Annotated in this window: 24 protein-coding genes; 2 read left to right on the top strand and 22 right to left on the bottom strand. The window is 40.0% G+C overall.

What is annotated here, in order from left to right:
* Positions 1-28: 28 nt before the first annotated feature.
* The 3 genes from pyrF to DWY07_RS07200 all read right to left on the bottom strand — a co-directional run bounded on the left by pyrF (position 29) and on the right by DWY07_RS07200 (position 2,627).
* Positions 29-949, bottom strand: a complete 921-nt coding sequence (pyrF, locus tag DWY07_RS07210; protein ID WP_008400628.1) for an orotidine-5'-phosphate decarboxylase — start codon at positions 947-949, stop codon at positions 29-31.
* A 26-nt stretch (positions 950-975) separates the two neighbouring features.
* Positions 976-1,830 carry a chorismate mutase gene (locus DWY07_RS07205; protein ID WP_117822583.1) on the bottom strand — a complete coding sequence of 285 codons (855 nt, stop codon included), beginning with the start codon at positions 1,828-1,830 and terminating at the stop codon, positions 976-978.
* 104 nt (positions 1,831-1,934) lie between these two features.
* Positions 1,935-2,627, bottom strand: coding sequence for a VanZ family protein (locus tag DWY07_RS07200; RefSeq protein ID WP_117822582.1), 693 nt, complete (start codon positions 2,625-2,627; stop codon positions 1,935-1,937).
* 303 nt (positions 2,628-2,930) lie between these two features.
* Between DWY07_RS07200 and DWY07_RS07195 the strand changes: the two genes are divergently transcribed.
* On the top strand, positions 2,931-3,806 hold the full coding sequence (locus DWY07_RS07195; protein ID WP_117822581.1) for a DUF6709 family protein: 876 nt from the start codon (positions 2,931-2,933) through the stop codon (positions 3,804-3,806).
* Positions 3,807-3,921: 115 nt separating this feature from the next.
* On the opposite strand, the gene DWY07_RS07190 is transcribed toward DWY07_RS07195, so the two are convergent.
* The 11 genes from DWY07_RS07190 to rho all read right to left on the bottom strand — a co-directional run bounded on the left by DWY07_RS07190 (position 3,922) and on the right by rho (position 16,272).
* Positions 3,922-4,464, bottom strand: a complete 543-nt coding sequence (locus DWY07_RS07190; RefSeq protein ID WP_008400622.1) for an NADH peroxidase — start codon at positions 4,462-4,464, stop codon at positions 3,922-3,924.
* Between the two features lie 177 nt (positions 4,465-4,641).
* Complete coding sequence (locus DWY07_RS07185; RefSeq protein WP_117822580.1) at positions 4,642-5,505, bottom strand: DegV family protein; 864 nt, start codon at positions 5,503-5,505, stop codon at positions 4,642-4,644.
* Between the two features lie 178 nt (positions 5,506-5,683).
* Positions 5,684-6,355, bottom strand: a complete 672-nt coding sequence (locus DWY07_RS07180) for a hypothetical protein (protein ID WP_117807478.1) — start codon at positions 6,353-6,355, stop codon at positions 5,684-5,686.
* A gap of 143 nt (positions 6,356-6,498) precedes the next feature.
* The gene (locus DWY07_RS07175; RefSeq protein ID WP_181983898.1) at positions 6,499-8,409 is read right to left on the bottom strand and encodes a DUF4173 domain-containing protein; all 1,911 of its coding nucleotides are present in this window, start codon (positions 8,407-8,409) and stop codon (positions 6,499-6,501) included.
* A gap of 209 nt (positions 8,410-8,618) precedes the next feature.
* Positions 8,619-9,341 (bottom strand): hypothetical protein, encoded by a 723-nt coding sequence (locus tag DWY07_RS07170; protein ID WP_021944163.1) that lies wholly within the window; start codon positions 9,339-9,341, stop codon positions 8,619-8,621.
* 3 nt (positions 9,342-9,344) lie between these two features.
* Entirely contained in the window at positions 9,345-10,721 is a 1,377-nt protein-coding gene (locus DWY07_RS07165; protein ID WP_021944162.1) for a Mur ligase family protein, read from the bottom strand.
* Positions 10,722-10,922: 201 nt separating this feature from the next.
* Positions 10,923-11,999, bottom strand: coding sequence for a peptide chain release factor 1 (gene prfA / locus DWY07_RS07160; RefSeq protein ID WP_008400612.1), 1,077 nt, complete (start codon positions 11,997-11,999; stop codon positions 10,923-10,925).
* A gap of 65 nt (positions 12,000-12,064) precedes the next feature.
* Positions 12,065-12,910 carry a peptide chain release factor N(5)-glutamine methyltransferase gene (gene prmC, locus DWY07_RS07155; RefSeq protein WP_242997322.1) on the bottom strand — a complete coding sequence of 282 codons (846 nt, stop codon included), beginning with the start codon at positions 12,908-12,910 and terminating at the stop codon, positions 12,065-12,067.
* Positions 12,911-12,952: 42 nt separating this feature from the next.
* Entirely contained in the window at positions 12,953-13,957 is a 1,005-nt protein-coding gene (locus DWY07_RS07150; RefSeq protein ID WP_173783627.1) for a DUF1385 domain-containing protein, read from the bottom strand.
* An 82-nt stretch (positions 13,958-14,039) separates the two neighbouring features.
* A complete protein-coding gene (rpmE, locus tag DWY07_RS07145) occupies positions 14,040-14,249 on the bottom strand; it encodes a 50S ribosomal protein L31 (protein ID WP_008400609.1) in 210 nt (69 codons plus the stop codon).
* 118 nt (positions 14,250-14,367) lie between these two features.
* A complete protein-coding gene (gene rho, locus DWY07_RS07140) occupies positions 14,368-16,272 on the bottom strand; it encodes a transcription termination factor Rho (RefSeq protein WP_117822577.1) in 1,905 nt (634 codons plus the stop codon).
* 287 nt (positions 16,273-16,559) lie between these two features.
* On the opposite strand from rho, the gene DWY07_RS07135 reads away from it, so the two are divergent.
* On the top strand, positions 16,560-17,108 hold the full coding sequence (locus tag DWY07_RS07135) for a DUF4364 family protein (protein ID WP_117822576.1): 549 nt from the start codon (positions 16,560-16,562) through the stop codon (positions 17,106-17,108).
* Positions 17,109-17,112: 4 nt separating this feature from the next.
* On the opposite strand, the gene yihA is transcribed toward DWY07_RS07135, so the two are convergent.
* The 8 genes from yihA to ptb all read right to left on the bottom strand — a co-directional run bounded on the left by yihA (position 17,113) and on the right by ptb (position 25,951).
* On the bottom strand, positions 17,113-17,706 hold the full coding sequence (yihA, locus tag DWY07_RS07130) for a ribosome biogenesis GTP-binding protein YihA/YsxC (protein ID WP_021944157.1): 594 nt from the start codon (positions 17,704-17,706) through the stop codon (positions 17,113-17,115).
* Positions 17,703-20,033 (bottom strand): endopeptidase La, encoded by a 2,331-nt coding sequence (gene lon, locus DWY07_RS07125; RefSeq protein WP_117822575.1) that lies wholly within the window; start codon positions 20,031-20,033, stop codon positions 17,703-17,705. The genes yihA and lon overlap by 4 nt, the downstream gene beginning before the upstream one ends.
* A 55-nt stretch (positions 20,034-20,088) precedes the next feature.
* Positions 20,089-21,381 carry an ATP-dependent Clp protease ATP-binding subunit ClpX gene (gene clpX, locus DWY07_RS07120; RefSeq protein WP_021944155.1) on the bottom strand — a complete coding sequence of 431 codons (1,293 nt, stop codon included), beginning with the start codon at positions 21,379-21,381 and terminating at the stop codon, positions 20,089-20,091.
* Positions 21,382-21,398: 17 nt separating this feature from the next.
* The gene (gene clpP / locus DWY07_RS07115) at positions 21,399-21,980 is read right to left on the bottom strand and encodes an ATP-dependent Clp endopeptidase proteolytic subunit ClpP (protein WP_008400599.1); all 582 of its coding nucleotides are present in this window, start codon (positions 21,978-21,980) and stop codon (positions 21,399-21,401) included.
* A gap of 38 nt (positions 21,981-22,018) precedes the next feature.
* Entirely contained in the window at positions 22,019-23,305 is a 1,287-nt protein-coding gene (gene tig, locus DWY07_RS07110; protein ID WP_008400597.1) for a trigger factor, read from the bottom strand.
* Positions 23,306-23,568: 263 nt separating this feature from the next.
* Positions 23,569-23,784, bottom strand: a complete 216-nt coding sequence (locus DWY07_RS07105) for an alpha/beta-type small acid-soluble spore protein (RefSeq protein WP_021944153.1) — start codon at positions 23,782-23,784, stop codon at positions 23,569-23,571.
* 127 nt (positions 23,785-23,911) lie between these two features.
* Positions 23,912-24,979 (bottom strand): butyrate kinase, encoded by a 1,068-nt coding sequence (gene buk / locus DWY07_RS07100; RefSeq protein WP_008400594.1) that lies wholly within the window; start codon positions 24,977-24,979, stop codon positions 23,912-23,914.
* Positions 24,980-25,030: 51 nt separating this feature from the next.
* Entirely contained in the window at positions 25,031-25,951 is a 921-nt protein-coding gene (ptb, locus tag DWY07_RS07095) for a phosphate butyryltransferase (protein ID WP_021944151.1), read from the bottom strand.
* Between the last annotated feature and the right edge of the window lie 59 nt (positions 25,952-26,010).

Here is a 26,010-nt window from a genome sequence, read left to right as displayed (position 1 = left end):
AGATCGTTTTTTCTGATAAATCCGATATTTATAATACGCTGTTGATATCTTCAATCATATCAACAACAGCCTGACGGGAAGCATCTGCATAATTTGCTTCGCCAAATGAAGCATATTTCTCCTGCTTGTATGCTGCAATGATCCCTCTGGATGAATTTACGATCGCACCAAGTCCGTCTTCATTGAAATAATGTACCAGATCAGCAGCCTTACCGCCCTGTGCTCCGTAGCCCGGAACAAGAATAAATGACTTCGGCATGATCTTACGAAGTACCTTACCCATCTCTGGATACGTTGCTCCTACAACAGCACCGACACTGCTGTAACCGCTCTCACCGATCGTATCTTTGCCCCATTCATTAACCATAGCGCCAACCAGCTCATATAACGGCTTACCATCGATCAGACGATCCTGGAATTCACCGGATGAAGGATTTGATGTCTTGACCAGTACAAAGATTCCCTTCTTCTCTTCCTTACATACATCTACAAAAGGCTTGATTCCATCGGTACCAAGATATGGATTTACAGTTGCAAAATCTTCACCAAATACGGAATATGTCTTACTTCCGACCGCAACCTTTCCAAGATGTCCGACTGCATATGCTGCAGATGTTGATCCGATATCGCCTCTTTTAATATCTGCGATCACAACCAGATCCTTTGACTTACAATAATCAACCGTCTTCTGGAATACCTTTAAGCCCTCGATACCAAACTGCTCATACATAGCAATCTGCGGCTTAACAGCAGGGATCAGATCATGAACTGCGTCCACAATACCCTTATTGTACTGCCAGATGGCTTCCGCTGCGCCCTCTAAAGTCTCACCATATTCATCAAATGCTGTCTTCTTTATATATTCCGGCACATAGGAAAGCATCGGATCCAGTCCAACAACGATCGGTGCCTTTGTCTCTTTGATTTTTTTTACTAATTTGTCTATCATGTCTTTTCTCCCTTATATATAAAAATTTATTGTTCACAATAATAGCTTCCAAGTATCTTAAATGTCTCTGTCTCATTTATCAACTGGAATACAAGTGCCTGGATCTCTTTCTGAAGCAGGTTTCCGTTTAACTCGATATAAAACCGATAATTCCATTCTCCTCCACGGAACGGCACCGAATGGATCTCGGTCAGATTCACGCCATAATCGGATATCATCGATAATACACTCGCCAGACTTCCGCTCTTATTCTTGCATACAAATACGATCTTTAACCGGTTATGCTCCGGCAGAACTACCAGTTGTTTCCCGAATGTAACGACCTTCTTCCGGTGTCCCTCGTCCAACACCTCATCACACCTGTAAATATAGAGATCATTCATGGCAAGTGCTTCATGCAGGGAATCCGATACGCCATAGCTGATATCCTCAAATATACCCATTCCGGCATCTGCTTCATCCTTCCGGATCAGCTCCATGACCTGTTCATAATCACTGACCGTATTTACCAGATCTCTGGAATAGCCCTGACATATGTAAAGTTCATGCTTCAGCATGGCAAGCTTCTTTACCTTCGGTTCCTCCGTCACAAACGATACATTCAGACAATTACGAAGTTCTAATGTTCTCCCATACTGATACTTTCTGCTGACCTCCATAATACGCTTGATCAGTGCCGTATATTCTTTCTTGATGCTGTCGTCTACATCCCCGGTCAGCTTCGTTATGATCGCTTCTTCCCGATCCGGCTTATATATAGCATCCTCTGATTCCGCCTTTACCCTTGCGACTTGATCTGCAAGTATCATTCGTTCCTTAAACAGCGACTTGATCTGCTTATCAACCACGTCGATCTGCTTTCTAACTTCCTCTAATGTCATTTCTCCGGCTCCTTTTGGCATAACATATATTCATTAATATATCATTTTTTCAGCATGAAGTAAACCGCTGCACACGGAAATGATCGAAGTCCTGCGTCAGTTTTTCAAAACGGGACAAATAGCAGAGCGACAAATGCTGCAACCAACAGCACTCCCAAAAGTACTCCACAAATGATCTTCCATTTCGTATTCTTAGACAGAATCATACATATTAGAACAATCAACACTCCTGCCATATCGATCCCGACATCGATCATTTTTCCGCTCCTGCCCGGAACCAATAACTGATGCATCTCATCCGAACATGCATATAATAACGAAATTAAGACAGCTATGCTTCTGTTATAAAATCTGCTCTGGCTCATGGATATCTTCACCGTTGCCAGATATGAAAGTAAGAACAGGATCGCATATTCTGTCATATGTGCAGTCTTTCTTATAACAAGCTCCAGAATATCTTGTAGATTCTGCATCTCCTGCGGTGAATCCTGCCGTACCTTTTCCAAGAGATTTGTTATAAACAAACTGATCTTCCCACTCTGTCCGGAGGATTCCTGTCCAGTCTTTCCTGACATATAGAATATAAATATCATCCATATAACAACCGGTATCAGATACAGAAAACGGTCGTTACTGTCCGCTGTATTCTGCTTTCTTTTTCCTGATGAGGATTTACTATTTGCCGATCTGTCTGTATTTTTATTTGCTTTTCTTTTTGTTATTCTTGATCCGCCTGAAGTTTTAGCTTTATTTGCATTTGTGGATTTTGCTTTATTTGTTGAATTATTCTTCTGCATCTCTGTCTAAATCCTTTTCTGATATGTTCATTCGACTCATTCTTTATTCTTTTACCTTACTGTTCTTTCATCTTGCCATTTCTTCTCCCGTGTTTTTCTGAAATAATTTACTCTGGTCAAATTATCCAAAAAATAATATTCAAACATCCCGCATACCTTTATAATAGCTGCTTTTTTTCAGCAGATTTCACATTGTCGAAAGATTGCAGATTTGATAAAATTTCAAAAGAGCGCAACTTGTATTCTATTGTACTACAAAAAGAAGATTTTTGCTCACAAAAACAAAAAATGGGAGGACATTATATGTTTAACAAAAATAAGAGGACGAAGAAATTTTCCGATCTCCTGATTCCAGGCATTATATTGATAATCATCGGTATCGTATTTGCCTTTCAGGGAATCCGGGATTACAGCAAACTGAATGGGGATCTGCTCAATCTGAATACCGCATCTGAAAAGGATCTGGATGCCGGAAAATATGTAGAGATTGATGTTGACTATGCTTTTTATTCTTTCTGTGAGAATGTTGAAACTACAAATTATGTATTCAAAAGAACAACAGACCAGTATTATCTGATAAGTGCACTTAAAGACAACGAATACTACATTGGACTGAATATTGCTGAATCAAAAAAGTCTGAGCTTGAAGCTTTATCCGATCACACCTGGTCTCAGTCAGGTGCAGATCCGGGTACATTACACTACATCGGCAAATTATGCAAATCAGACAGTGAGATTATGGGATATATGAAAAATTATATCTACGATATGTATGAATCTGCCTATGATATCACTCTTACCTCCACAGAAAAAGCTACACTGGATTCTTATATGCTTCCATACTATATTAAGATCATGACAAAAGAGGGATCCCGTACATCTATCATTATCGGTCTTGTAGTTCTCGGTCTTGGTATCCTGCTCATTATATTAGGTATTATCCGTCACAAGAACACTGTATACGGTCCGGATATCCAGCCAGAACCATATACCGGTGCTTATGGCAATCCAACAACTCCTGATATGAACACTAGCATGAATTCAGGCTATGCCGATCCCAATGCACAGGAGCCAACGACTCCATTTTCAGATAACAATACATCTGAAGCAACCACAAGCGGCTTAGATCCTGACACCTTTGATGGCGATGGAACTTCATCTTTTAAATTGAAAGACTAACACAAAATCCGACTGATGGGAAATTCCTGTCAGCCGGATTTTTTATTAGAGTGTATTATATATTTACTTCTTAATTAGTGTTCTGTGCTATTCTGCACGATCATTCATAGAATGATTAACCGAAGTATCTCTTTAAGAGACCTTCAAATGCCTTTCCATGTCTTGCCTCATCCCTTGCCATCTCATGAACAGTATCATGGATTGCATCCAGATTCAGTGCTTTTGCACGTTTTGCAAGATCTGTCTTACCGGCAGTTGCACCATGCTCTGCTTCTACTCTCATCTCAAGGTTCTTCTTTGTTGAATCTGTAACTACTTCACCAAGAAGCTCTGCAAACTTAGCTGCATGCTCTGCTTCTTCATAAGCTGCCTTCTCCCAGTAATTACCAATCTCAGGATAGCCTTCTCTGAATGCTACACGAGCCATTGCAAGGTACATACCAACTTCTGAACATTCGCCCTGGAAGTTTGCTCTTAAATCTTCCATGATATCTTCCGGTGCACCCTGTGCTACACCTACAACATGCTCAGATGCCCATGTCTTATCATCACTCTGTTTGATAAACTTCTCAGCAGGTGCCTTACATACAGGGCACTGTGCAGGAGCTTCTTCTCCTTCATATACATATCCACATACACTACATACAAACTTTGCCATAATTAAAATCTCCTTTGCTTTTTGCTATTATTATTCTTATTGAGAAACGTTATCAATTTCTATGATTCTATTTTACACAATTTTTGATAAATGTCAATAGTTATTAGGAATGATTCTCAATTATTTTTTTATTTAATCAAACTTTGTTCCGGCTATCCTTATTCTGTAAGAAGCTGTTTATCTGTGTTCTCCAAGGAAGAACAATGCCAGTGTTCCCGGACCCGAATGTGCTCCGATCACCGGACCGACATAGGATATCGTGATCCTGTCATTTCCGAATCTCTCTTTAATAATAGAAGCAAGTTTCTCTGCATCTTCTATACAATCACCATGACTGATAAAAATATCCTGATCTTCCGGATGTACCGCCAGCTTCTCCATCCGGTTTGCAAGCTCTGTGATCGCTGCTTTTCTTCCTCTGACCTTACTTACATTGATCAGATGTCCCTCGTCATCCACATGCAGGATCGGCTTGATCGACAGCATTGTGCCAACTGTCGCTGTCACACCGGATACTCGTCCGCCTCTTTTTAAGAAAAACAGATCGTCTACTGTAAACCAGTGACACAGTTTTAATTTTATATCTTCGATATACTGTGCATTTTCTTCCAGACCTTTTCCTTCATCTCTTGCCTGACATGCTTTGTATACCAAAAGTCCCTGTCCCATAGATGCCGCAAGAGTATCAACACTGACCATCTTTCGTTCCGGATACTCCTCCATCAATTCCTGACCGGCCATATACACGGTCTGATAAGTAGAACTAAGCCCGGATGAAAAGCCCAGATATAAGATATCTTTCTTCTGATTAAATAAAGCTTCTATTGCCTCCGATGCCTGCGAGATATTTGCTGCAGAAGTCTTGATATTTGCCCCATTCCTTAATTTGCTATATACTTTCTCAATATCTGCCTGATCATTATGAAAACTTCCCTCGCCCTCAACAATAAAATCAAGCTGTAAGATCTCCAGTTGATATTTCTTCACGATATCATCCGGCAGATCACAGGATGAATCTGTCAATATAACATAATCATTCATTTTAACATCCTCCATTACCATTTTATGGCAAATATGGTTTTTAAAACCACATGATATATTTTACCAAATCGCTATGTAAAGTATACCACACCTTATAAACAGGCACAACAAAAAGGTGCTGACATATAATCTGTTCTGATATATATATCAACACCTTTTCATTAATTCTATGTTTTAATTATCTGTATGTTACCATTAAAGACTCTGTAAGTCCTGTACTCTTCTGGTACATAACAACGATCACATCTGAATATTTCTTACTTAATGTAATCTTCTTGGAATAACTGGATTTATTTACATTATAATATTTGCTTCCACCATTATATACGCTGACTGACTTAATGGTCCATCCCTTTTTAGCCTTTACGCTCAGTGTCTTCTTTGATACTTTCTTTGAAGTATAGGTGTAAGTATTCTTTGCAAAGCTTGATGTATAATTCTTGCTTCCAATCTTGATTGAACTTACAGGATTGGTATATTTCTTTACAGTAAATGTAGTTTTCAGCTTAACACCCTTTACTGTACATGTAATAGTTGCCTTACCAGCTTTCTTTCCATAGTCTACACGAATATATCCATCTTTGGCTGATACTTTCATGTTCTTGTTTGAACATTTTAACTTTTTGATCTGAGATGCCTTTGTACATCCCATGATACTGATAACACCGGATGCCTGAGTCACACGTCCCGGCTTATAGGAAACGACTCTGTCACTATACGGGTTAATATACACAGTCTTACTGGTTGCAGCGCTGACATCCTTCATGCTTGTTGCAGGTACTGCTAATAATGTGAATACCATTGCAAGGGCTAAAAATGCAGCTAATAATCTCTTTGTTGCTTTTTTCATTTTTCTACTACCTCCATAAAATCATCTTTTATCCGGCGGCATTCTGACCTCTCATCTGTATGCCCCAAATTTAGTTTTATTTTATACTATTTCCCATTTTTTTACAATAGGTGCAACGTATTTTAATCTTAATTTAACGCACTTTATTCTTCTTTCCCGTACCATTTAAAGAAACGTTTTGCATACTTCTCTGCCTTGTTCCTTGAAAAGTTAAATCCACGGATCGCACCTTTTTCTTTATAGGTATCCCGAATTCCATTAAAATACCATTCCATTCTGTTATACGAGAATCCCTTGATATCCTTATAATTATTATATTTGTTATAATAATCGTCGTATTGGTAGTTATCGTACTCGTAGTAATCATCATCCTGTCCCGTCATATAGTTATCTACAATGAACTCATATACTTCTTCCGCTCCATCTGCACCAAGTGACGTCACATACCGGAAATCCACATCCTTCGGATCCTGATTTTCCAGATTATATCTGGCAACCAGATAAGCCGGACGAAGGAACGATACGATGATATATACAGTAACGATCACAAACATCGAATAACGTACCAGAGGGAAATGGTCAATATAGATTCTGACGATCACTCCTGCAAGTACCACAGCAAGAACAGCCAGTGCTGCAAACACCAGTATTCTCATATAAGTAAGATCATATGCTTTGATATACATTGTCATACGAAGTGCCGAAGATGCGATCATCACGTAGGTACAGGCTGACATAATAGTCAGTACGATATTAAGCACTGTGCTTTTACGAAAGATTGCATGACAGATCAGCACCAGTATCACATTCAGCACCGATACGAACATAAGCTGGAAGAATCCCTGTCTGGCATATTCCGCATAAGTCATATCATCCGGCAGTGACATATTATTTGTAAACAGATATAGGATCTGGATCACTGAAAACAACAGATACACCAGGGTAAGCAGTCCCATTGCCGTGATCGCAATGATCGGTTCATGTGTTCCTTCTTTTGTCTGTCTGTGATATCTGCTTCCAAACGGTGCTGACACAATGATACCATATGTAAATAATAACGCCGCAAATGCAAATACAAGAAACCAGATTGCATCCCATGATAGGAAAATATTTCCAAGTAATGTTTCAACTGCATCTCCAAAGATCTGATCTGCACTGGAAAGCAGGCTGATCATTACGAACAGCAACGGAATCGCAACGACAACACCGATCAGAATATAGACAAATTTCGCACGTTTTCTTGCATTTTCATGTTCTCTGTTATATTGTCTGTAGTCTGAGAAAAAACGGTCAAAACAGGTAAACGGCTCTGCCATCTTCTCGATAACCGTAAGACCATATTCGACAAATCCCATGTTTTTAAGATCATCAAAATACCGGAGAAGCCCTGCACACACAAGGAATAAAATGCAAAGATGATCCAAAACGATCAAAAATGAATCATCGGTCCTGCAAACTGATACCCCAAGCAAAAGGATACCTGCATAATGCGGAATCAGCTTCGTCTGCTTTCCAAAAAGTTTCCCAAAAGATAACGATTCTCCGTCATTTACCGGCAGATTCTTCTCATGGCGCATGATACTGAAACTCATAAACAAAACGGTCATAACTGCCATGAATACAGCACAGATACTTGCATAATTCCGGTACATCAGCACACTGTAGATCATGGCATAACCAAACGCAAAACCGCCAAAAATCTCAAACCGTTCGGGCGATACCCCCGGTCTTGATCTTCTCGGCTTATAATCGTAATTTGACTGCCATCCAAAATTTGGCGGCACATTATTATAGTTTGATTGTCCTCCAAAATTCGGTGGTACATTATTATAGTTTGGCTGTCCTCCAAAGTTTGGTGGCACATTATTATAGTTTGGCTGTCCTCCAAAGTTTGGTGGCACATTATTATAGTTTGGCTGTCCTCCAAAGTTTGGTGGCACATTATTATAGTTTGGCTGTCCTCCAAAGTTTGGTGGCACATTATTATAGTTTGGCGGTACATTATTATAATTCGGCTGTTCTCCAAAATTTGGCGGTGTATTATTTATATCCATATTAAGTAACCTCCCATTCCTTCCTGTAACAAAAAATCCTACATCCATAGTTTCATGTTACCTGTTTTTTGTCAAGTGAATATTTGTTAATATACTTATATAGCAAAAACGCCAACTCTCCTGATAACTTTGTAAAATAAAAACTTCCGGATAGGAACCTCTGTTTTACAATACAAGGTCATATCCGGAAGTTTTTCCTTTATATTCTCTTACTGATATTTTAATTTTTCATCTTCAAACTCTTCCAAACGCTGTCTGTATGCTTCCATAATAACGGATTCATACGCAAGAACCGGTTCTTTTATACCAAGTAATTGCATCAGATATTTCACAAACAACGGATTCATAATAAGAAATGGTCCAACTGTATATGTTGCAAAGAAATTCTTTCTCTTCAAACCTTCTTGTTTTATTCCCGGATGAAAACCATCCCCGCGAATCACATCATAGAAATAATCCTTTGAATTATCTCCATAAGAATGACTGAACTGCGCTTTAAAACCAACCAGCTTTATATCTTCATACTGTCCAAATACAAGAGAATGATATCTATGCATCATATCTCTCTTTGCATAGGTATTAAAAATACCAAGTCCTTCTATTCGACTTCCATCTTCATTCTCAATGTACTGTTCAACGATCTCGACTGCATTCCCGGTAAAGAGAAATACTGTTCCAGCCTCGATTTGCTCTTCCAGTTCTTTCTTATATGGTTTCAATGCCTGAATCGCCAATTCCTGCTGATTCTCTGTCATTGCTCCCATATATACAAGGTTTGCCCTGCCCTCTGTAAATGCCGGTTTATCATATAAGCCGGTATAAATAACTGTTGCCTCCGGCATACAGTCTTTTAAATAATTTACGTTCTGTAATTCACCGAAAAGATTGGCAAATTCTCCATATAGAACTTCTATTGTAATATCTGTTCCCATTTGTTATGCCTCTCTTTCCTTCAAATATTGTTTCAGATTATCCCGAAGTACAAGCGCTGTATCATTTTCATGAATATCATGAAGAATGTATACACTGTCTGTTCCATCCAGATTCAGGGATTTATATGCACCTGCTTCATCCGTTGTCTCTTTGATCTTTTCTTCCGGAACCCCGGCCATCATTAAACGGAGCTTATAATCTTTCGTCCGCAGACCACCTATTACGATGTTCGTAATATTCGGCTGATTTAAGAACTCAAAATCCGTATCAAAGATCCATGTCATATTTTCAGATGAATTTTTCCGGTCAAATATATCTTCCAGCAAAAGAATGACCTCTTTATTTCCCGGTTCCTTAGACACATAATCAAATACACAGGAACATGCAATTGGATTCTGTCCTTTTGCCATATTGGTCACTATCGTGATCCCATCCACTGTACTTCTGGAATATCTCGATTCCACAATATTAAGATTCTGGATCGCGTTCCGGATCTGTTCACCTGTCAAACCAAATTCACGAAGAGCGGTAACTGCAGTCAACTCATTGTACAGATTAAATGTACTGTTACTGATCATCGGATACTGTTCCCTGCTCTCATTATGTGTAACTGTTATTACTTTGTTCTCATAATCAACATCTGCCTTATAATCGCCTTCCGGTGACGTATATCCACAGAACTCACAGACAGCTTTTCCAATATGATGATACCGGACATAGTTATATTTTAATTTATGATGACACTTTGGACAGATCCGCATATCATTGATCAGATTAATACATTCCTCCCGGTCAGATGGAAGTCTGTTGATTGAAAAGTATGTTTTTTCATTTTCCGATCCAAGATTTGAACTAATCAGATCATCCGCATTTAAGATCAGATGTGATTCTTTTGGCATATTATTATTGATAAAGTTAAAAATAAACTCCGGGTTTGCATTTCTCTGAATGGAATCACGGAACAGGTTCGTACATACCGCATATGTTGGCTTTACATATGGATAGATCAGCTTTGAACTTCTTTCATCGACTTCAAATACTGCATATTCTTTCTTTGCCTTTCCTGTCAGAGTACTTCCTGCGATCAATGAACTCGCTACTCCAGCATTCACATTAGAACCAGCACGGTTGTTCAAAACGTCATAGCCATTTGCCTCCAAAATATCTATGATCATATTACATACTGTTGTCTTGCCGTTGGTTCCTGTTACTGTTATGATCGTTTTCGGTTTATCTATACATCCCATGAAATCCGGACAAAGCTTGACTGCCAGCTTTCCCGGAAAATAACTTGCGTTCATCTTCAACATTCTCTGCATGGTTCTTGCCAGTTTGCCCATGAACAAAGCAAAAAAGAACCTTACATTCTTTTTATACATCTAGCTACCTCATTTCATATCTGTAAATTATCATTAGTATGTCCATTTAAGCCACATATAATATAACCACTTATTCAAAAATATGTCAATCAATTTGCCTTATTTATTCAGTTTATTTCGCCAACACCCTCTTTTACTTAAAAATGGCATCTGCCGGATCAGGCAGATGCCAACTTGTTTTTTCAATATCGAGGGTTTCTTTTATTCTTCCTCATTCACCTGAGAAAGCTTGGCTGCCTGATCTGCTGCGATCAGACTGTCGATAATCTCATTCAGATCACCGTTTAAGATCTGTTCCAGCTTATACAAGGTGAGTTTGATTCTGTGATCGGTTACACGGCCTTCCGGGAAGTTATAAGTACGAATCTTCTCTGAACGATCTCCGGTTCCGATCTGGCTCTTACGGTCTGCAGCTTCTGCATCATGCTGTTTCTGAAGCTCCATATCATACAGCTTGGAACGGAGCAGCGCAAATGCCTTCGCCTTATTCTGAAGCTGGGACTTCTCGGTCTGGCTGTAAATTACGATACCGGTTGGTATATGTGTCAGACGAACGGCTGAATCTGTTGTATTGACACACTGACCACCATTACCGGATGCTCGCATGACATCGATACGGATATCATTTTCATTGATCTCTACATCAACTTCCTCTGCTTCTGGCATAACTGCAACTGTTACAGTTGAGGTATGGATTCTTCCGCCAGACTCTGTCTTCGGGATTCTCTGTACACGGTGAACTCCACTCTCATATTTCATCTTGGAATATGCACCATCACCTGTGATCATGAATACCGCTTCCTTGAAACCACCGATTCCATTCTCATTCACGCTCATCAGTTCTACTTTCCATTTGAACTGATCAACGTATTTCTGATACATTCTGTAGATCTCATATGCAAATAATGCGGCTTCATCTCCGCCTGCACCTGCACGGATCTCGACGATAACATTCTTGGAATCGTTCGGATCTTTTGGAAGAAGCAGAATCTTTAATTCATTTTCCGTCTTTTCTACTGTTGCCTTTGCTTCATTTAATTCTTCCTTCGCCATTTCACGAAGCTCTTCATCATTTTCTTCTTCAAGCATAAGCAGACTGTCTTCGATCGTCTGTTTTGCATCTTTATATTCTTTGTACTTTTCTACGATAGGAGTCAGTTCACTCTGCTCCTTCATTAATTTGCGGAATTTGTTCTGATCAGATACGATATCCGGATCTGTCAACTGGTTATTTAATGTATCAAGTCTGTCTACTAAATCTTCTAATTTATCAAACATAATAATCCTCCTGCAGCACATGCTCATTTCCTGTTCATGTGTCTGTTAATATATCCAGCCTTTTTTCAGGCTTTTCTTCCAATTACAACCCTGTCATTTTCTGCGAGGTCTTTCACTACGCGTACATCTTCAAAATGCTTATCTACAAGGAGCTGCTGCACATCATGTGCCTGATGATTACCAATTTCAAATAAAATATATCCTTTTTCATTTAAATAACTCTCCGCATTTTCTATAATTGCTCTGTAAAACTTCAATCCGTCCGTATCGCCGTCCAATGCCAGCCTCGGCTCATAATCCCGAACCTCCGGCATCAACCCGTCAATCACTTTGCTCTCTATATATGGTGGGTTGGACAGGATCATATCATATCTTTTATTTATCTTATCAAATAAATCTGATTTTATAACCGTATAATCAGATACTTCTAATCGTTTCGCATTTTTTGTCGTAAGTGCGATCGCGGAATCTGAGATATCACACAGATCTATATGAATATCCTGATTCATAAGTGCTACCGACAATCCGATGCACCCGGAACCACAGCACATATCCAGCACAGACATCTTATCAGAATGTATGTCCTGAATCAAGCGGTTTGCCTGTTCCACCAGGACTTCTGTGTCAAATCTTGGAATCAGTACATCCGGTGCAGTCTCAAAATCATACCCCATAAAGCACTGTATGCCTGTTATATATTGTAACGGAATACGTTTTGACCTTTTATCGATCAACGCTTCATAGGAAGAACGAATCGTTTCGGTAACATCTTCCTGCCGGTTCATAATATATGCCATCTTATCCTGCTTTGATACAAAGAGCCATAATAACTCTGCATCGATATCTGCATCCGGCACATTATGTTCGTTCAGTTTTTCTTTTCCTGCTGTTACAAGCTGATACTGAGTCATACGTCTATTTCCTTTTACATTCACTGGCATCATTTCAACTTCTTAATCTTCGATTTCTCCACGCTTCATAGCGTCCTGATAAGCGCGCCAGTCGATCACCGCTTCTACCGAACGAATTGCCACCTCACACATCTCAAGATCCGGTTCCTTCGTCGTAAGACGCTGTACCCACATACCGGGTACACTTAATATATTCGCAAGCTTTGAGTCACTTCTGCCTGCAAACATGATAAATTCATACGAGATTCCCGCAATAACCGGAACCAGAAGTACACGCGACAGCAATCGCAGCCACATAGACTTCACATTTATAAACATAAATACAATAATGCTTATGATCATAACGACTACCAAAAAACTGGTTCCACAGCGTTTATGGTATCTGGAATGTTTCTTTACATTTTCCGGAGTCAGCGGATCGCCTGCTTCAAAACAGTTGATCGTCTTATGCTCTGCACCATGATACATAAATACACGTTTGATATCCTTCATCAATGATATTAATACTACATATGCAAGAAAGATCACCAACCGAAGCACACCTTCCGCTACCGCTATCAATACATTGCTTTTTGTCACATGCTCAAGCAGTCCTGCAATAAATGCCGGAAGCAGCATGAATAATGCGATCGCAATGGCAAGTGATACAATAACGGTTCCGATCATCATCAGATCATCTCCTGTACTGCTTTCTTTTTTATTGTTTTTACTGCCGTTCTCACCTGAACCGCTTCCATTATTACTTTCTGTATCTGACAACCTGGAATCATCTTTATTTTCACTCTTTCCAGTCGGTTCTTCCTCTTCATAAAAATCGGCTGAATATGTCAGCGTTTTAACTCCAATTACCAGCGACTCAAAGAAATTAACCACTCCACGAAGAATCGGCAATTTCAGGATTTTATATTTTTCACCTATCGGTGTATAGCTTTCTACTTTAACTTCAATTTCCTGATCCGGCTTTCTGACTGCTACTGCGTACTGATCCTCGTATTTCATCATTACGCCTTCGATCACCGCCTGACCACCTATTCTGGCTCTTTTCAAATTCTATACCTCGTAAAATTGTTTCCTAAAACAAAAATAGGCTGAGATTAAAAGCTTTAACCTCAACCTATCATCCTTTTTATTAGTTTGACTGTGAAACACCGTACTTACGGTTGAACATATCAATTCTACCACGAGCCTTAGCTGCCTTCTGCTGGCCTGTATAGAATGAATGACACTTTGAGCAAATTTCTACATGAATTTCTTCTTTTGTAGAACCTGTAACAAATTCGTTTCCGCAGTTACATACAACCTTTGCCTGATAATAATTTGGATGTATTCCTTCTCTCATTTAATCTCACCTCTTTATTATATTATTGATATATGAGAATAGGCCATCAGCCTCACTTCTTCATAAAACACAGCTTTTGTATTCTAACACAAACCGACATAGAAATGCAAGTGTTTTTTTATTTTCTTAATAATGATTTTTTAACATAATAGATAAACTCTTTATTATTCTTGGTTCGGACGAATAATTTCAGTACATCCTCCAGCATATCCTCTGCCTTATTACCGGATAATATCTTGTGAAGTGCGTATACAACTTCCTGTTCTTCCGGTGATAATAACAGATCATCCCGTCTGGTACTGGATTTTGCAATGTCGATTGCAGGGAAGATTCTCTTTTCTGCGAGCTTCCGGTCAAGCACCAGTTCCATATTACCGGTTCCTTTGAATTCCTCGAATACGACATCATCCATCTTGCTTCCTGTCTCAACCAGCGCTGTCGCAAGGATCGTAAGACTTCCACCCTCACGCATATTACGGGCAGCACCAAAGAATTTCTTCGGCATATGTAACGCCGCAGGATCAAGACCACCGGATAAGGTTCTTCCACTTGGTGGAACTGTAAGGTTGTACGCTCTTGCAAGTCTTGTAATACTGTCAAGTAAGATCACGACATCTTTCTTCTGCTCTACCAATCGTTTTGCACGTTCGATCACCATTTCCGATACACGCTTATGATGCTCCGGCAGCTCATCAAATGTCGAATAAATAACTTCTACATTTGGTCCCTCTATGGATTCCCTGATATCCGTTACTTCCTCCGGTCTTTCATCAATCAGAAGCACCAGCAAATGAATCTCACTGTATCTGGTACTGATACATTTTGCGATCTGTTTCAGCAAGGTTGTCTTACCTGTCTTTGGAGGGGAAACGATCATACCACGCTGTCCTTTACCGATCGGTGACAGCAGATCGATCATACGGATCGGAATCGGGCTGTCCTCCCCATCCATATTGATCCGTTCATTCGGGAAAATCGGCGTCAGATCTTCAAATGCTTTTCTTCCTGCAATGCTTGCAGGACTTTCTCCATTGACAGAAGCTACATATAATAATGCGCCAAACTTTTCTCCCTGCGTCTTTACGCGGATATTTCCCATTATGATATCTCCGGTCTTAAGTCCAAATCTACGGATCTGCGCCGGTGATACATAGATATCCTGATCTCCCGGCAGATAATTGGCACTTCTTATAAATCCATATCCTTCCTGCATTACTTCCAGGATTCCATGTGCCATCTTACCGCTGTCAAGCTCCGGTCCATTTGGTTCCTGCTGAGCAGATGATCCTTCCTGCCTGTTCTCAAGCTTCGTCTCCATTCTTACCTCTGCTTTTATCTCTGTATCTGCAGCCGTATTTTTTTCTTCTATAACTGATTTTTCATATGCTGCTTTCTTTTCTGATACTACAGAACTTTCAACAGCTACTTTTTTCTCTTCCATTGCAGACTTTTCAAGAACTGCTTTTTCCATATTCATTTCCAGCTTTGTCATCTCGGCTGCAAGCGGTTTGTTCTCCTGAACATGGTCTTTTCTTCCGTTATTTACAATTGGTGTATTGTTTCCATGATTGGAATTGTTATTTCTGTTATTATACCCCTGTGACCGATAGTCCTGTCTTTTTCCATTTCGGTTGGTCTGTCTTCCGGCAGTATTCCTATGCTGTCTTCTTCCGGATTCTCCTGATCTCTGACCATTTTCTGTCTGGTTTCTATCCACTTTTTTTACAGCATCTTCTTCGGATTTCTCCGGCTGCTCTGTGTGCTCCGTTTTTTCAGTCTGTTCTGCTTTTTCTGGCGGCTCTGCCTTTTTCGGTTTCCGTGTTCTTCCTGTCTTTTTTATTTTTTCAGCATCTTTTTTCTGTGATTTCACGTTCTGCTTTTCTTCCGCATGTCCTGCTTCATCACTATAATTTTTTTCAAGGAATTCGATCAGAGCCGGTTTACGAAGTGCTGATACACCCTTTATCTTATGCTCCTTTACGAATTGCTTCAATTCCTCTAATGATGCATTTTTGAAATCCATCTTTTACTCCTTCCAATTTTATCCGTTTTATTTAATTCACACACATTCTTATTCTTGGGGATTATCCTAATGAATTCTTTTCGAAACAGGTATATCAACTGTATGACTTACCTGTGCATCCTGCTTATCAGATATCCGGATGCCACATGAGCGTTGTATTTAATAGCCTTAGTATAGCATAAAAAAAAGTTTTGTAAATCATTTTCTTTCACCGCAGCATTGCTTCATTGATTTTATGCTTTTCTTGTGATACATTTATTCTTACAAAACATACAAAGGATATTATTATGAATACTGAATCGATCGTCTTATACAAATTAATTATATTATATATGTTGGATCGTGTGGATTTCACACTAACCAATTCCCAGATTTCCGATTTTGTTCTGACAAAGGGATATACGAATTATTTCACGCTTCAGGAAGCCATTAATGGACTGATCGAGTGTGATTTTGTCTATGTATCCACGATCCGGTCTTCTTCTCATTATAAGATCACTGACAAAGGTGAAGAAGCCTTAAGCATGTTTGAAAATCGTATTCCTTATGCGATTAAACAGGACATTCTCGATTATTTTGATAATCAGAAGATCAATCTGAAAAATGAATCCGAGATCTATGCCGATTATGCCTTAAATGACTATGGTGAATACGTCGTTACCTGCGTGATCAAGGATCGGAAAGAAACTCTGGTCGATCTGAAATTTAACGTACCAACAAAAACGCACGCCATCGCTATCTGTGATAACTGGCGTGCGAAAAGTGCCGAAGTATATGACTATCTCGTCAATACTCTCTGGCTGTATTCTGATGATAAGGGCGAAAAACAGTCCTGATCATTTATTCTGATTCTGCGATCCGGTCTTCGATCAATTGCAGGATCTCTTCTTTTCCCTGCTTGGTCTGTGCCGAGAACGGAATTATGATCGTTCCCTCTACCGGCTGGATCTTCTGTCTGATGATCTTCAGATTCTTCTGAATCTGACTTCTCTTGATCTTATCAAGCTTTGTTGCAATAATCACCGGTTCATATCCATTTTTTACGATCCAGTCGTACATGATGCAATCATTCTCTGACGGCTCATGACGGATATCGATCAACAAAAATACAAGCCGTAACTGCTTTGAGGTATGCAGATACCGTTCTACCATCTTACCCCATTTTGCACGGATCTCTACGGATACCTGTGCATAGCCATATCCCGGAAGATCGACAAAATACAGATCATGATTAATATTATAATAATTGATCGTCTGTGTCTTACCCGGCTGTGACGATGTTCTGGCAAGTGACTTCCGGTTTAACAATCCATTGATCAGTGAGGATTTTCCTACATTTGACTTACCGGCAAACGCGATCTCCGGCATCTCTGTCTCTGGAAGTGTACTTGTAATTCCACATACTGTTTCAAGTTCAGCACTCTTAATTATCATTTCTTTTCTCCTTTTGCAAGTGCAAGACTAAGCACCTGTTCCATTGTTTTCACACAGGTAATATCCAGTCCGTCTGTAATCTCTGTACTGATATCATTAAGATCTCTGCGGTTCATCTCAGGGATCAGCACCTTCTTAATACCGATCGTTTTTGCTGCCAGAAGCTTTTCTTTTAAACCACCGATTGGAAGCACACTTCCTCTCAGAGTAATCTCTCCTGTCATCGCAAGATCTCCCCTTACAGACTTATTAAATATTGCGGAATAAATAGCGGTTGCCATCGTGATTCCCGCAGAAGGTCCATCCTTTGGAACTGCTCCTTCCGGAATATGGATGTGGATATCATGCTTTTCAAAATAATCTTCACCTAGTGGCTCTGATTCCTTCATCGTACGAATATACGATAAACCGGTAACAGCAGACTCCTTCATGACATCTCCTAATTTACCGGTAAGCTGTATGCTGCCATTTCCGGGCATAATATTTACTTCTATATTAAGTGTTACACCACCTACCGCTGTCCATGCAAGGCCTCGTACAGAGCCTACTTTATTGGTCAGATCATAGCTGTCATCCATGTACTTCTCTGTTCCGAGAAGCTGCGGTATCATTTCCTTTGTTACTTTTACAGTCTCTACATGTTCTGTAAGTATCATTCTGCACGCTTTTCTGCATATTTTATCGATATTCCGCTCCAGATCACGCACACCTGCTTCTCTGGTGTAATGACGGATGATATATTTGATCGCTGATCCATTGATCTTGAACTGCTTCTTAGTCAGTCCGTTTCTTTCAATCGCTTTATTGACCAGATACAGCTTCGCAATGTTAAACTTCTCATTTTCCGTGTATCCACTGATCTCGATCATTTCCATACGATCAGCTAACGGTCCGGGGATCAGGGATGCATCATTTGCTGTTGCGATAAATAATACCTTGCTCAAATCGATCGGCACTTCAAAATAATGGTCGTAAAATTTATTATTCTGTTCGCTGTCTAAAACCTCTAACAGAGCAGAGGATACATCTCCCTTGTAGTCGCTGCTCACCTTGTCTATCTCATCAAGCAGTACCAGTGGATTCTCAGTCTTTGTCTTTGCGATCGACTGTGCGATCCTGCCCGGCATAGCACCGATATAAGTTCTTCTGTGTCCACGGATCTCTGCTTCATCCCGAACGCCACCAAGCGACATACGGATATATTCTTTTCCTGTCGCAGTAGCAATTGATCTCGCGATCGAGGTCTTACCGGTTCCCGGAGGTCCAACCAGACACAGGATCGGCATGTTGCCTTTTTCATTTAAGATATGAACTGCCAGATAATCTATGATCCGTTCCTTTACTTCTTCCAGACCATAATGATCCCGTTCCAGAATCTTAATTGCCTTTTCCAGATTATCATTCTCTTTTGAAGCTTTGCCCCATGGATAGTCGAGCAACGTCTCAATATAGTTTGTAAGGATGCCGGATTCAGCAGCCATAGGCGGCAAAGCACGAAGTCTGGATATCTCTTTCGTAAGCTTCTCTTTGACTTCTTCCGGAACTGTCAGTTCCTGCAGGCGCTCCATATATTCATCTGCCGCTTTTTCTGTATTATCATCCTCGCCAAGTTCTTTCTTTATGACCTTCATCTGTTCCCGGAGAACATATTCTCTCTGGTGCTTATTTACACAATCCTGTAATTTCTCCTGAATCTCCTGACGGATGGCTAAAATCTCCATCTCTTCATCCATCGTCTGAAGGATCTTCATTACACGTTCTTTCACATCGAGCGTTTCCAGAATCTCCTGCTTCTTCGTATATGGCGCAGGAATGAATTCTGTCACTCCATCGGCAAATTTTGCAAGGTCATCGATCGTAAGCAGTTTTTTATATAACAGCTTATTTGTTCCCATTCCATTTGCAAATGCTTGTCTGAGCTTATCCGTAAGCATACGGATCAATGTTTTTTCCTCTACTTCATCCAGATGGTTTGTTTCTTCTGTATCTATATATTCAAAGTCTGCATTATATGCTCCGTCTTCCTTATAAAATGAAACGATCCTTGCACGTTTTTCTGCTTCAATCAGAATACGGACTGTTTTGTTCGGCATTTTCAGATATTGTTTGATCTTTGCTGTAACACCGATCGGATAAAGATCAGGAACCTTTCCATTCTCCTTTACTTCCTTTGCCGTAACCAGCAGGATGCTGCAATCACCCTTCATCGCATTGGCAACTGCTTCACAGGATTCCTTGCTGATCACATCCAGATGGGAGGAAGTATCCGGCATTATAACAATATTATTCAAAACGATCATCGGCCTGTTCCAGACGATATTATCCATACTTTTATCTCCTTTATATCAAAAAACCGGGATGCATAACATCCCGGCTTTCTGCTTAAGCTATTTCATCACTGTTTTTTACTGAACGCTTCTTCTTTATCTGCTTTTTCTCAGCCGGATTATCAGAATAAGTGATTTCTGGTTGTGCTCCATCCGTTATAACTTCTTTTGTGATCACGCATTTTGCAACTCTGTCATCCGATGGAATCTCATACATAAGATCTAGCGTTGCTTTCTCTATGATAGAACGAAGTCCTCTGGCTCCGGTCTTTCTCTCCATCGCTTCTTCTGCTATAGCGTAAAGCGCATCCTTATCAAATTCCAATTCCACGCCATCTAATTCAAATAATTTCTTATACTGCTTGCAGATTGCACTCTTTGTATCTGTCAGGATTCTTACAAGCGCATCCTTGTTCAACAGATCCAGTGTAACCGTTATCGGCAGACGTCCGACAAATTCAGGAATCAGTCCATATTTTACAAAGTCCTGAGGAGTTACCTGCTTTAACAGCTCTCCGATATCCTGTTCTGTCTTATCAACAACCTCTGCATTGAAGCCGATAGCTTTCTTGCCGATTCTGTTGTCAATGATCTTCTCCAGACCATCAAATGCACCACCGCATATAAATAAAATATTTGATGTATCGATCTGTATAAATTCCTGATGTGGATGCTTTCTGCCACCCTGTGGTGGCACTGATGCAACCGTTCCCTCCACGATCTTTAACAAAGCCTGCTGTACACCTTCACCGGATACATCTCTGGTGATGGATACATTCTCACTCTTCTTCGTGATCTTATCGATCTCATCAATATAGATAATTCCATGCTCTGCACGTTCTACATCATAATCGGCCGCCTGAATCAGCTTCAGCAGAATATTTTCTACATCTTCACCAACATATCCGGCCTCCGTCAATGCAGTTGCATCGGCAATGGCAAACGGAACATTCAAGATCTTCGCAAGTGTCTGTGCCAGATATGTCTTACCGGAACCGGTTGGTCCGACCATGAGAATATTACTCTTTTGAAGCTCTACGTCAAAATCTTTATCTGCCATGATACGCTTATAATGATTGTATACCGCAACAGATAATACCTTTTTTGCTTCTTCCTGACCGATTACATACTGATCCAGGAATTCACGGATCTCCTTGGGTTTCAGTAAATTAATGGAATCTTCAGCACCTGTTTCTTCCAGTTCTTCATCAACGATCTCTGCGCATATCTGTACACATTCATCACAAATATAAGCGTTTGGTCCTGCTATAAGTTTTCTGACCTGATCCTGCGTCTTATTGCAGAAGGAACATCTAAGTAGTTTTCTATCTTCACTACGATTTGCCATTCCAATACCTCTTTATACTATCTTTTTGCGATTACACTATCGATCAGACCATATGCACATGCTTCTTCTGCTGACATCCAGTTATCTCTCTCTGTATCAGCAGCAATCGTTTCATATGGCTTTCCGGTATTCTCGCTTAACATTCTATTTAATTTCTCTTTTGTCTTTAAAATATGCTTCGCAGCAATTTCAATCTCTGTAGCCTGACCCTGTGATCCGCCGGATGGCTGATGGATCATGATCTCGGCATTTGGAAGTGCAAATCTCTTACCTTTTGCACCACCTGCAAGCAGGAATGCACCCATACTTGCTGCCATTCCACAGCAGATTGTAGATACATCACATTTGATGTACTGCATTGTATCATAAATCCCAAGTCCTGCTGTTACAGAACCGCCCGGACTGTTGATATACAATGAGATATCCTTGGATGGATCTTCGGACTCCAGGAACAGGAGCTGTGCGATCACTATACTTGCTGATGTATCATTTACTTCTTCTCCCAGAAAGATAATTCTGTCTTTCAGAAGTCTTGAATAAATATCATATGAACGTTCACCACGGCTGGTCTGTTCAATGACATAAGGTACTAAACTCATATTTACACCTCCAAAATATCGCAATCAGAAATTATGGATTAAACTTCCTTTGCGTTATCTACAACAACCTTAACTGCCTTTTTAACAGCAAGATCCTTTTTAATGCTATCCTTTTCTGCATCACCCATGAAGCCTTCGATATCTTCTACATTCATCTGATACTGTTTTGCCATAGCTTCCAGTTCTTCATGTACTTCATCGTCTGATACTTCAATGTTTTCAGCAGCAGCAATTGCTTCCAGAACAAGACGGGATTTGATTCTCTTCTCTGCGTCTGGTTTGATTCTCTCCATTAATGCTTCCTCTGTAATATTGCAGATCTGCATATACTGCTCAAGGTTGATTCCCTGATACTGAAGATTCTGAGCGAACTCATCTTTGATTCTTTCCTGTACATCTGCAACCTGTGCATCTGCAACGTCCATCTTAGCATTCTCGATTACTTTCTCGATCAGCTTGTTTTCTTTCTCGTTCTCAGCATCCTTCTGTTTCTTCTCAGCAGCCTTGCTCTTGATGTCTTCTTTGTATTCATCTAATGTCTCAAAATCTGAAACTTCACTTGCAAATTCATCATCTAATTCCGGTAATTCTACAGCCTTGATCTCTTTGATCTTGCATTTGAATACTGCCGGCTTACCTGCTAAATCTTCTGCCTGATAATCTTCCGGGAATGTAACATTTACTTCTACATCCTCATCGATGTTCTTGCCAACAAGCTGATCTTCAAATGTATCAATGAATGAATGAGAACCAAGAACGAGCTTGTAGTTCTCAGCCTTACCGCCTTCGAAAGGAACACCGTCAACAGATCCTTCGAAGTCAAGTGTAACTTCATCATCCATCTGTGCAGCTCTGTCTGTTACAGGGTTGTATCTTGAGTTCTCTTTCTGAACCTTTAAAAGCTCTGCCATAACTTCATCATCTGTTACTTCTACGTCAGCCTTTTCTACTTCGAGTCCCTTATAATCACCAAGCTCAACTTCAGGCTTAACAGCTACTTCTGCTGTAAAGATAAAATCCTTGCCCTTTTCGATCTGAGTTACATCGATAACCGGTCTTGATACAACATCAACATCTGATGCGCTTACTTCCTTTGGATAATACTCATTAATTAATGAATTAGCTGCCTCTTCATAAAATACTGCAGGTCCATACATCTTCTCAATAAATGCCTGTGGTACATGACCCTTTCTGAAACCAGGTACATTGAATTTACCTTTCTGCTTATTGTAGGCAGTTGTCATTGCCTTACCAAACTCCTCTGCCGGTACTGTGATTGTAAGTTTTGCCATACTGTGTTCCAGATTTTCTACTGCTAAACTCATTTTTTATTTCCTCCTTAAAATTATGCAAATGATGCCTTATGCCATCATCTTTTAATAATATATAAGGCATTATTTAGCATCCATTTATCATTTTGTTTTTATTGTGGGCATAAAAATACCCGCATCAATCATCCGATTATACCATATATACCGGATATATGTCCAGTCCATTTTCCATAATAACGCAGAAAAAGGTTATTGTCTTTTCGACAATAACCCCTTCCTGCTAAGCAAAAGCTATAAGATATCTCTTATTTTACTGCTTATCTGCCTGACATCTGTTCTTCCTGTCTCTTGATCATCTGACGAACCATCTCGCCACCGATTGATCCGCTCTGAGCAGATGTTAAGTCACCATTGTAACCATCCTTGAGGTTTACACCAATTTCCTTAGCAACCTCCATTTTGAACTTGTTCATAGCGTCCTTAGCTTCCGGAACACTCATCTTGCTTGTTCCTGTTGAATTTGAACTTGCCATAATACATTTCCTCCAATACATTTATTTAAGACTTTGTTGTCTTGATTCTATTATGTGTATTATAAGAAAAACTATTATGCCAATTTTTGTATTTTTATAGTTCACAGGCAAAATATCAATCATCAAATTAATATGTCATCGGCTCTTCTTCGCCATTCATAACTCTTAATGCTCCCTGTGCAAGTGCAAGAAGTTCATCCTCACCAGGATATACTGTAAACGGAGCGATAAATCCGGCTCTCTTTTCCAGTTCTGCACATGTATGCTTGGAATATGCGATACCACCTGTTAAGATGATCTGATCTACTTTTCCGCAAAGTACGGTTGACATAGCCCCGATATCCTTTGCTACCTGCTGATGAAATGCGTCCTGAACAAGCTTTGCATGCTCATCACCTTCCTGAACGAGTTTCTCGAGATCTCTTGCATCATTGCTGCCGATATATGCATTGAATCCGCCGTTACCGACAAGTTTCTTTGTAACTTCCTGCTGTGTATATTTTCCTGAAAAGCACATCTTAACAAGATCACCTGATGGAACTCCACCTGCTCTCTCCGGTGAGAATGCGCCTTCACCATCTAATGCATTGTTAACATCAACGATACGTCCGTTTAAGTGAGCACCAACAGATACACCGCCGCCCATGTGTACAACGATCAGGTTCAGATCTTCATATTTCTTACCATGCTCTTTTGCATATCTCTTTGCAACTGCCTTCTGGTTTAATGCATGGAATACACTTCTTCTTGGAAGCTCAGGCACACCGGATAAACGGGAGGATGGCATCAGCTCATCTACAACAACCGGATCTACAATGTAAGATGGAATTCCCAACTCATCGCCAATCTCTCTTGCAAGGATACCACCAAGGTTGGATGCATGCTGACCCTGTTTACCGATCTTTAAATCCTCTAATAATTCATCACTAACAGGATATGTACCGCCCGGAATCGGCTTTAACATACCACCACGACCTACACATACATCTAATGTCTTGATGTCAAAATTTTTCTCTGCAAGAATATCAAGGATAACTTTCTTTCTGAAGTCCTTCTGCTCAACGATAAGGTTGAAGCCCGCAAGTTCCTCTGTTGTGTGTCTTAATGTTTCTTCAAATAATAAATTCTCGTCTTCAAATACACCTATCTTTGTAGATGTTGAACCCGGATTGATAATCAAAATTTTGTATGACATGTTCTTCCTCCAAAATTCTTATATATTTATTCCGTAACCATAACGGTCTGATTACTGCTCATTCTTGATTGCTTCTGCAACAACTGCTGCAAGAGCGATAGAGTTCATCTTTACTTCAAAGCTGTCTGATCTGGATGTCAGGATAACCGGTGCCTTTGTTCCTGTCAGGATACAACCGTTCTTGCTTGCTGTTGTATGTGTCAGGCACTTGTATACAAGGTTTCCGGCGTGGATATCCGGGAATAAGAGGATATCTGCATCACCAACGATCTTACGGTCTTCTGCTCCCTTATGTTTAGCTGCTTCCGGATCGATCGCAAGGTCAAGTGATAATGGTCCGTCAACGATACATCCTGTAATCTCGCCATTCTCGTTCATCTTTGTAAGCTCTGCTGCATCTACAGTTACAGGCATCTTAGGATTTACAACTTCAACTGCCGCAAGCGGAGCAACCTTTGGACATGGAATACCACAAGCATGAACAACTTTTACTGTATTTTCAATAATCGCTTTTTTATCCTCAAGAGATGGATATGTCATGAATGCTACGTCTGAAAGATATAATAATCTGTCAACACCCGGAACCTCAAAAACTGCTACATGTGATAATGGCTTACCGGTTCTTAAACCTACTTCCTTATCCAGAACGCTCTTTAAGAAGTTCTTTGTATCAATGATACCCTTCATATACATATCTGCTTTATTATTATGTACCAGCTCAACAGCCTTATGTGCAGCCTGAATGCTGTCCGGTTCATTTATGATCTCATACTCATCCAGATTCATATCAAGTTCAGCAGCGATCTTTCTGATCTCAGCTTCATCACCGACGAGAATCGCATCTGCAATACCTTTTTCCTTTGCCGCCTTAACGGCTTCCAGAACCGGCTTGTCCTGAGCACATGCTACAGATACTGTCTTCTTGCTGCATTTTGCAACCTTGGCTAATAAATCTTCAAAACTCTTACTCATTCGTTTACACCTCTCGCGATTTTTATTCTTTTTCCCATAACGCATGAACTTATTATGGG

The sequence above is a fragment of the Clostridium sp. AF23-6LB genome (genome assembly GCF_003461085.1).
Lineage (GTDB): Bacteria > Bacillota > Clostridia > Lachnospirales > Lachnospiraceae > Coprococcus > Coprococcus ammoniilyticus.
This window is presented reverse-complemented; position numbering and strand designations above follow the sequence as displayed.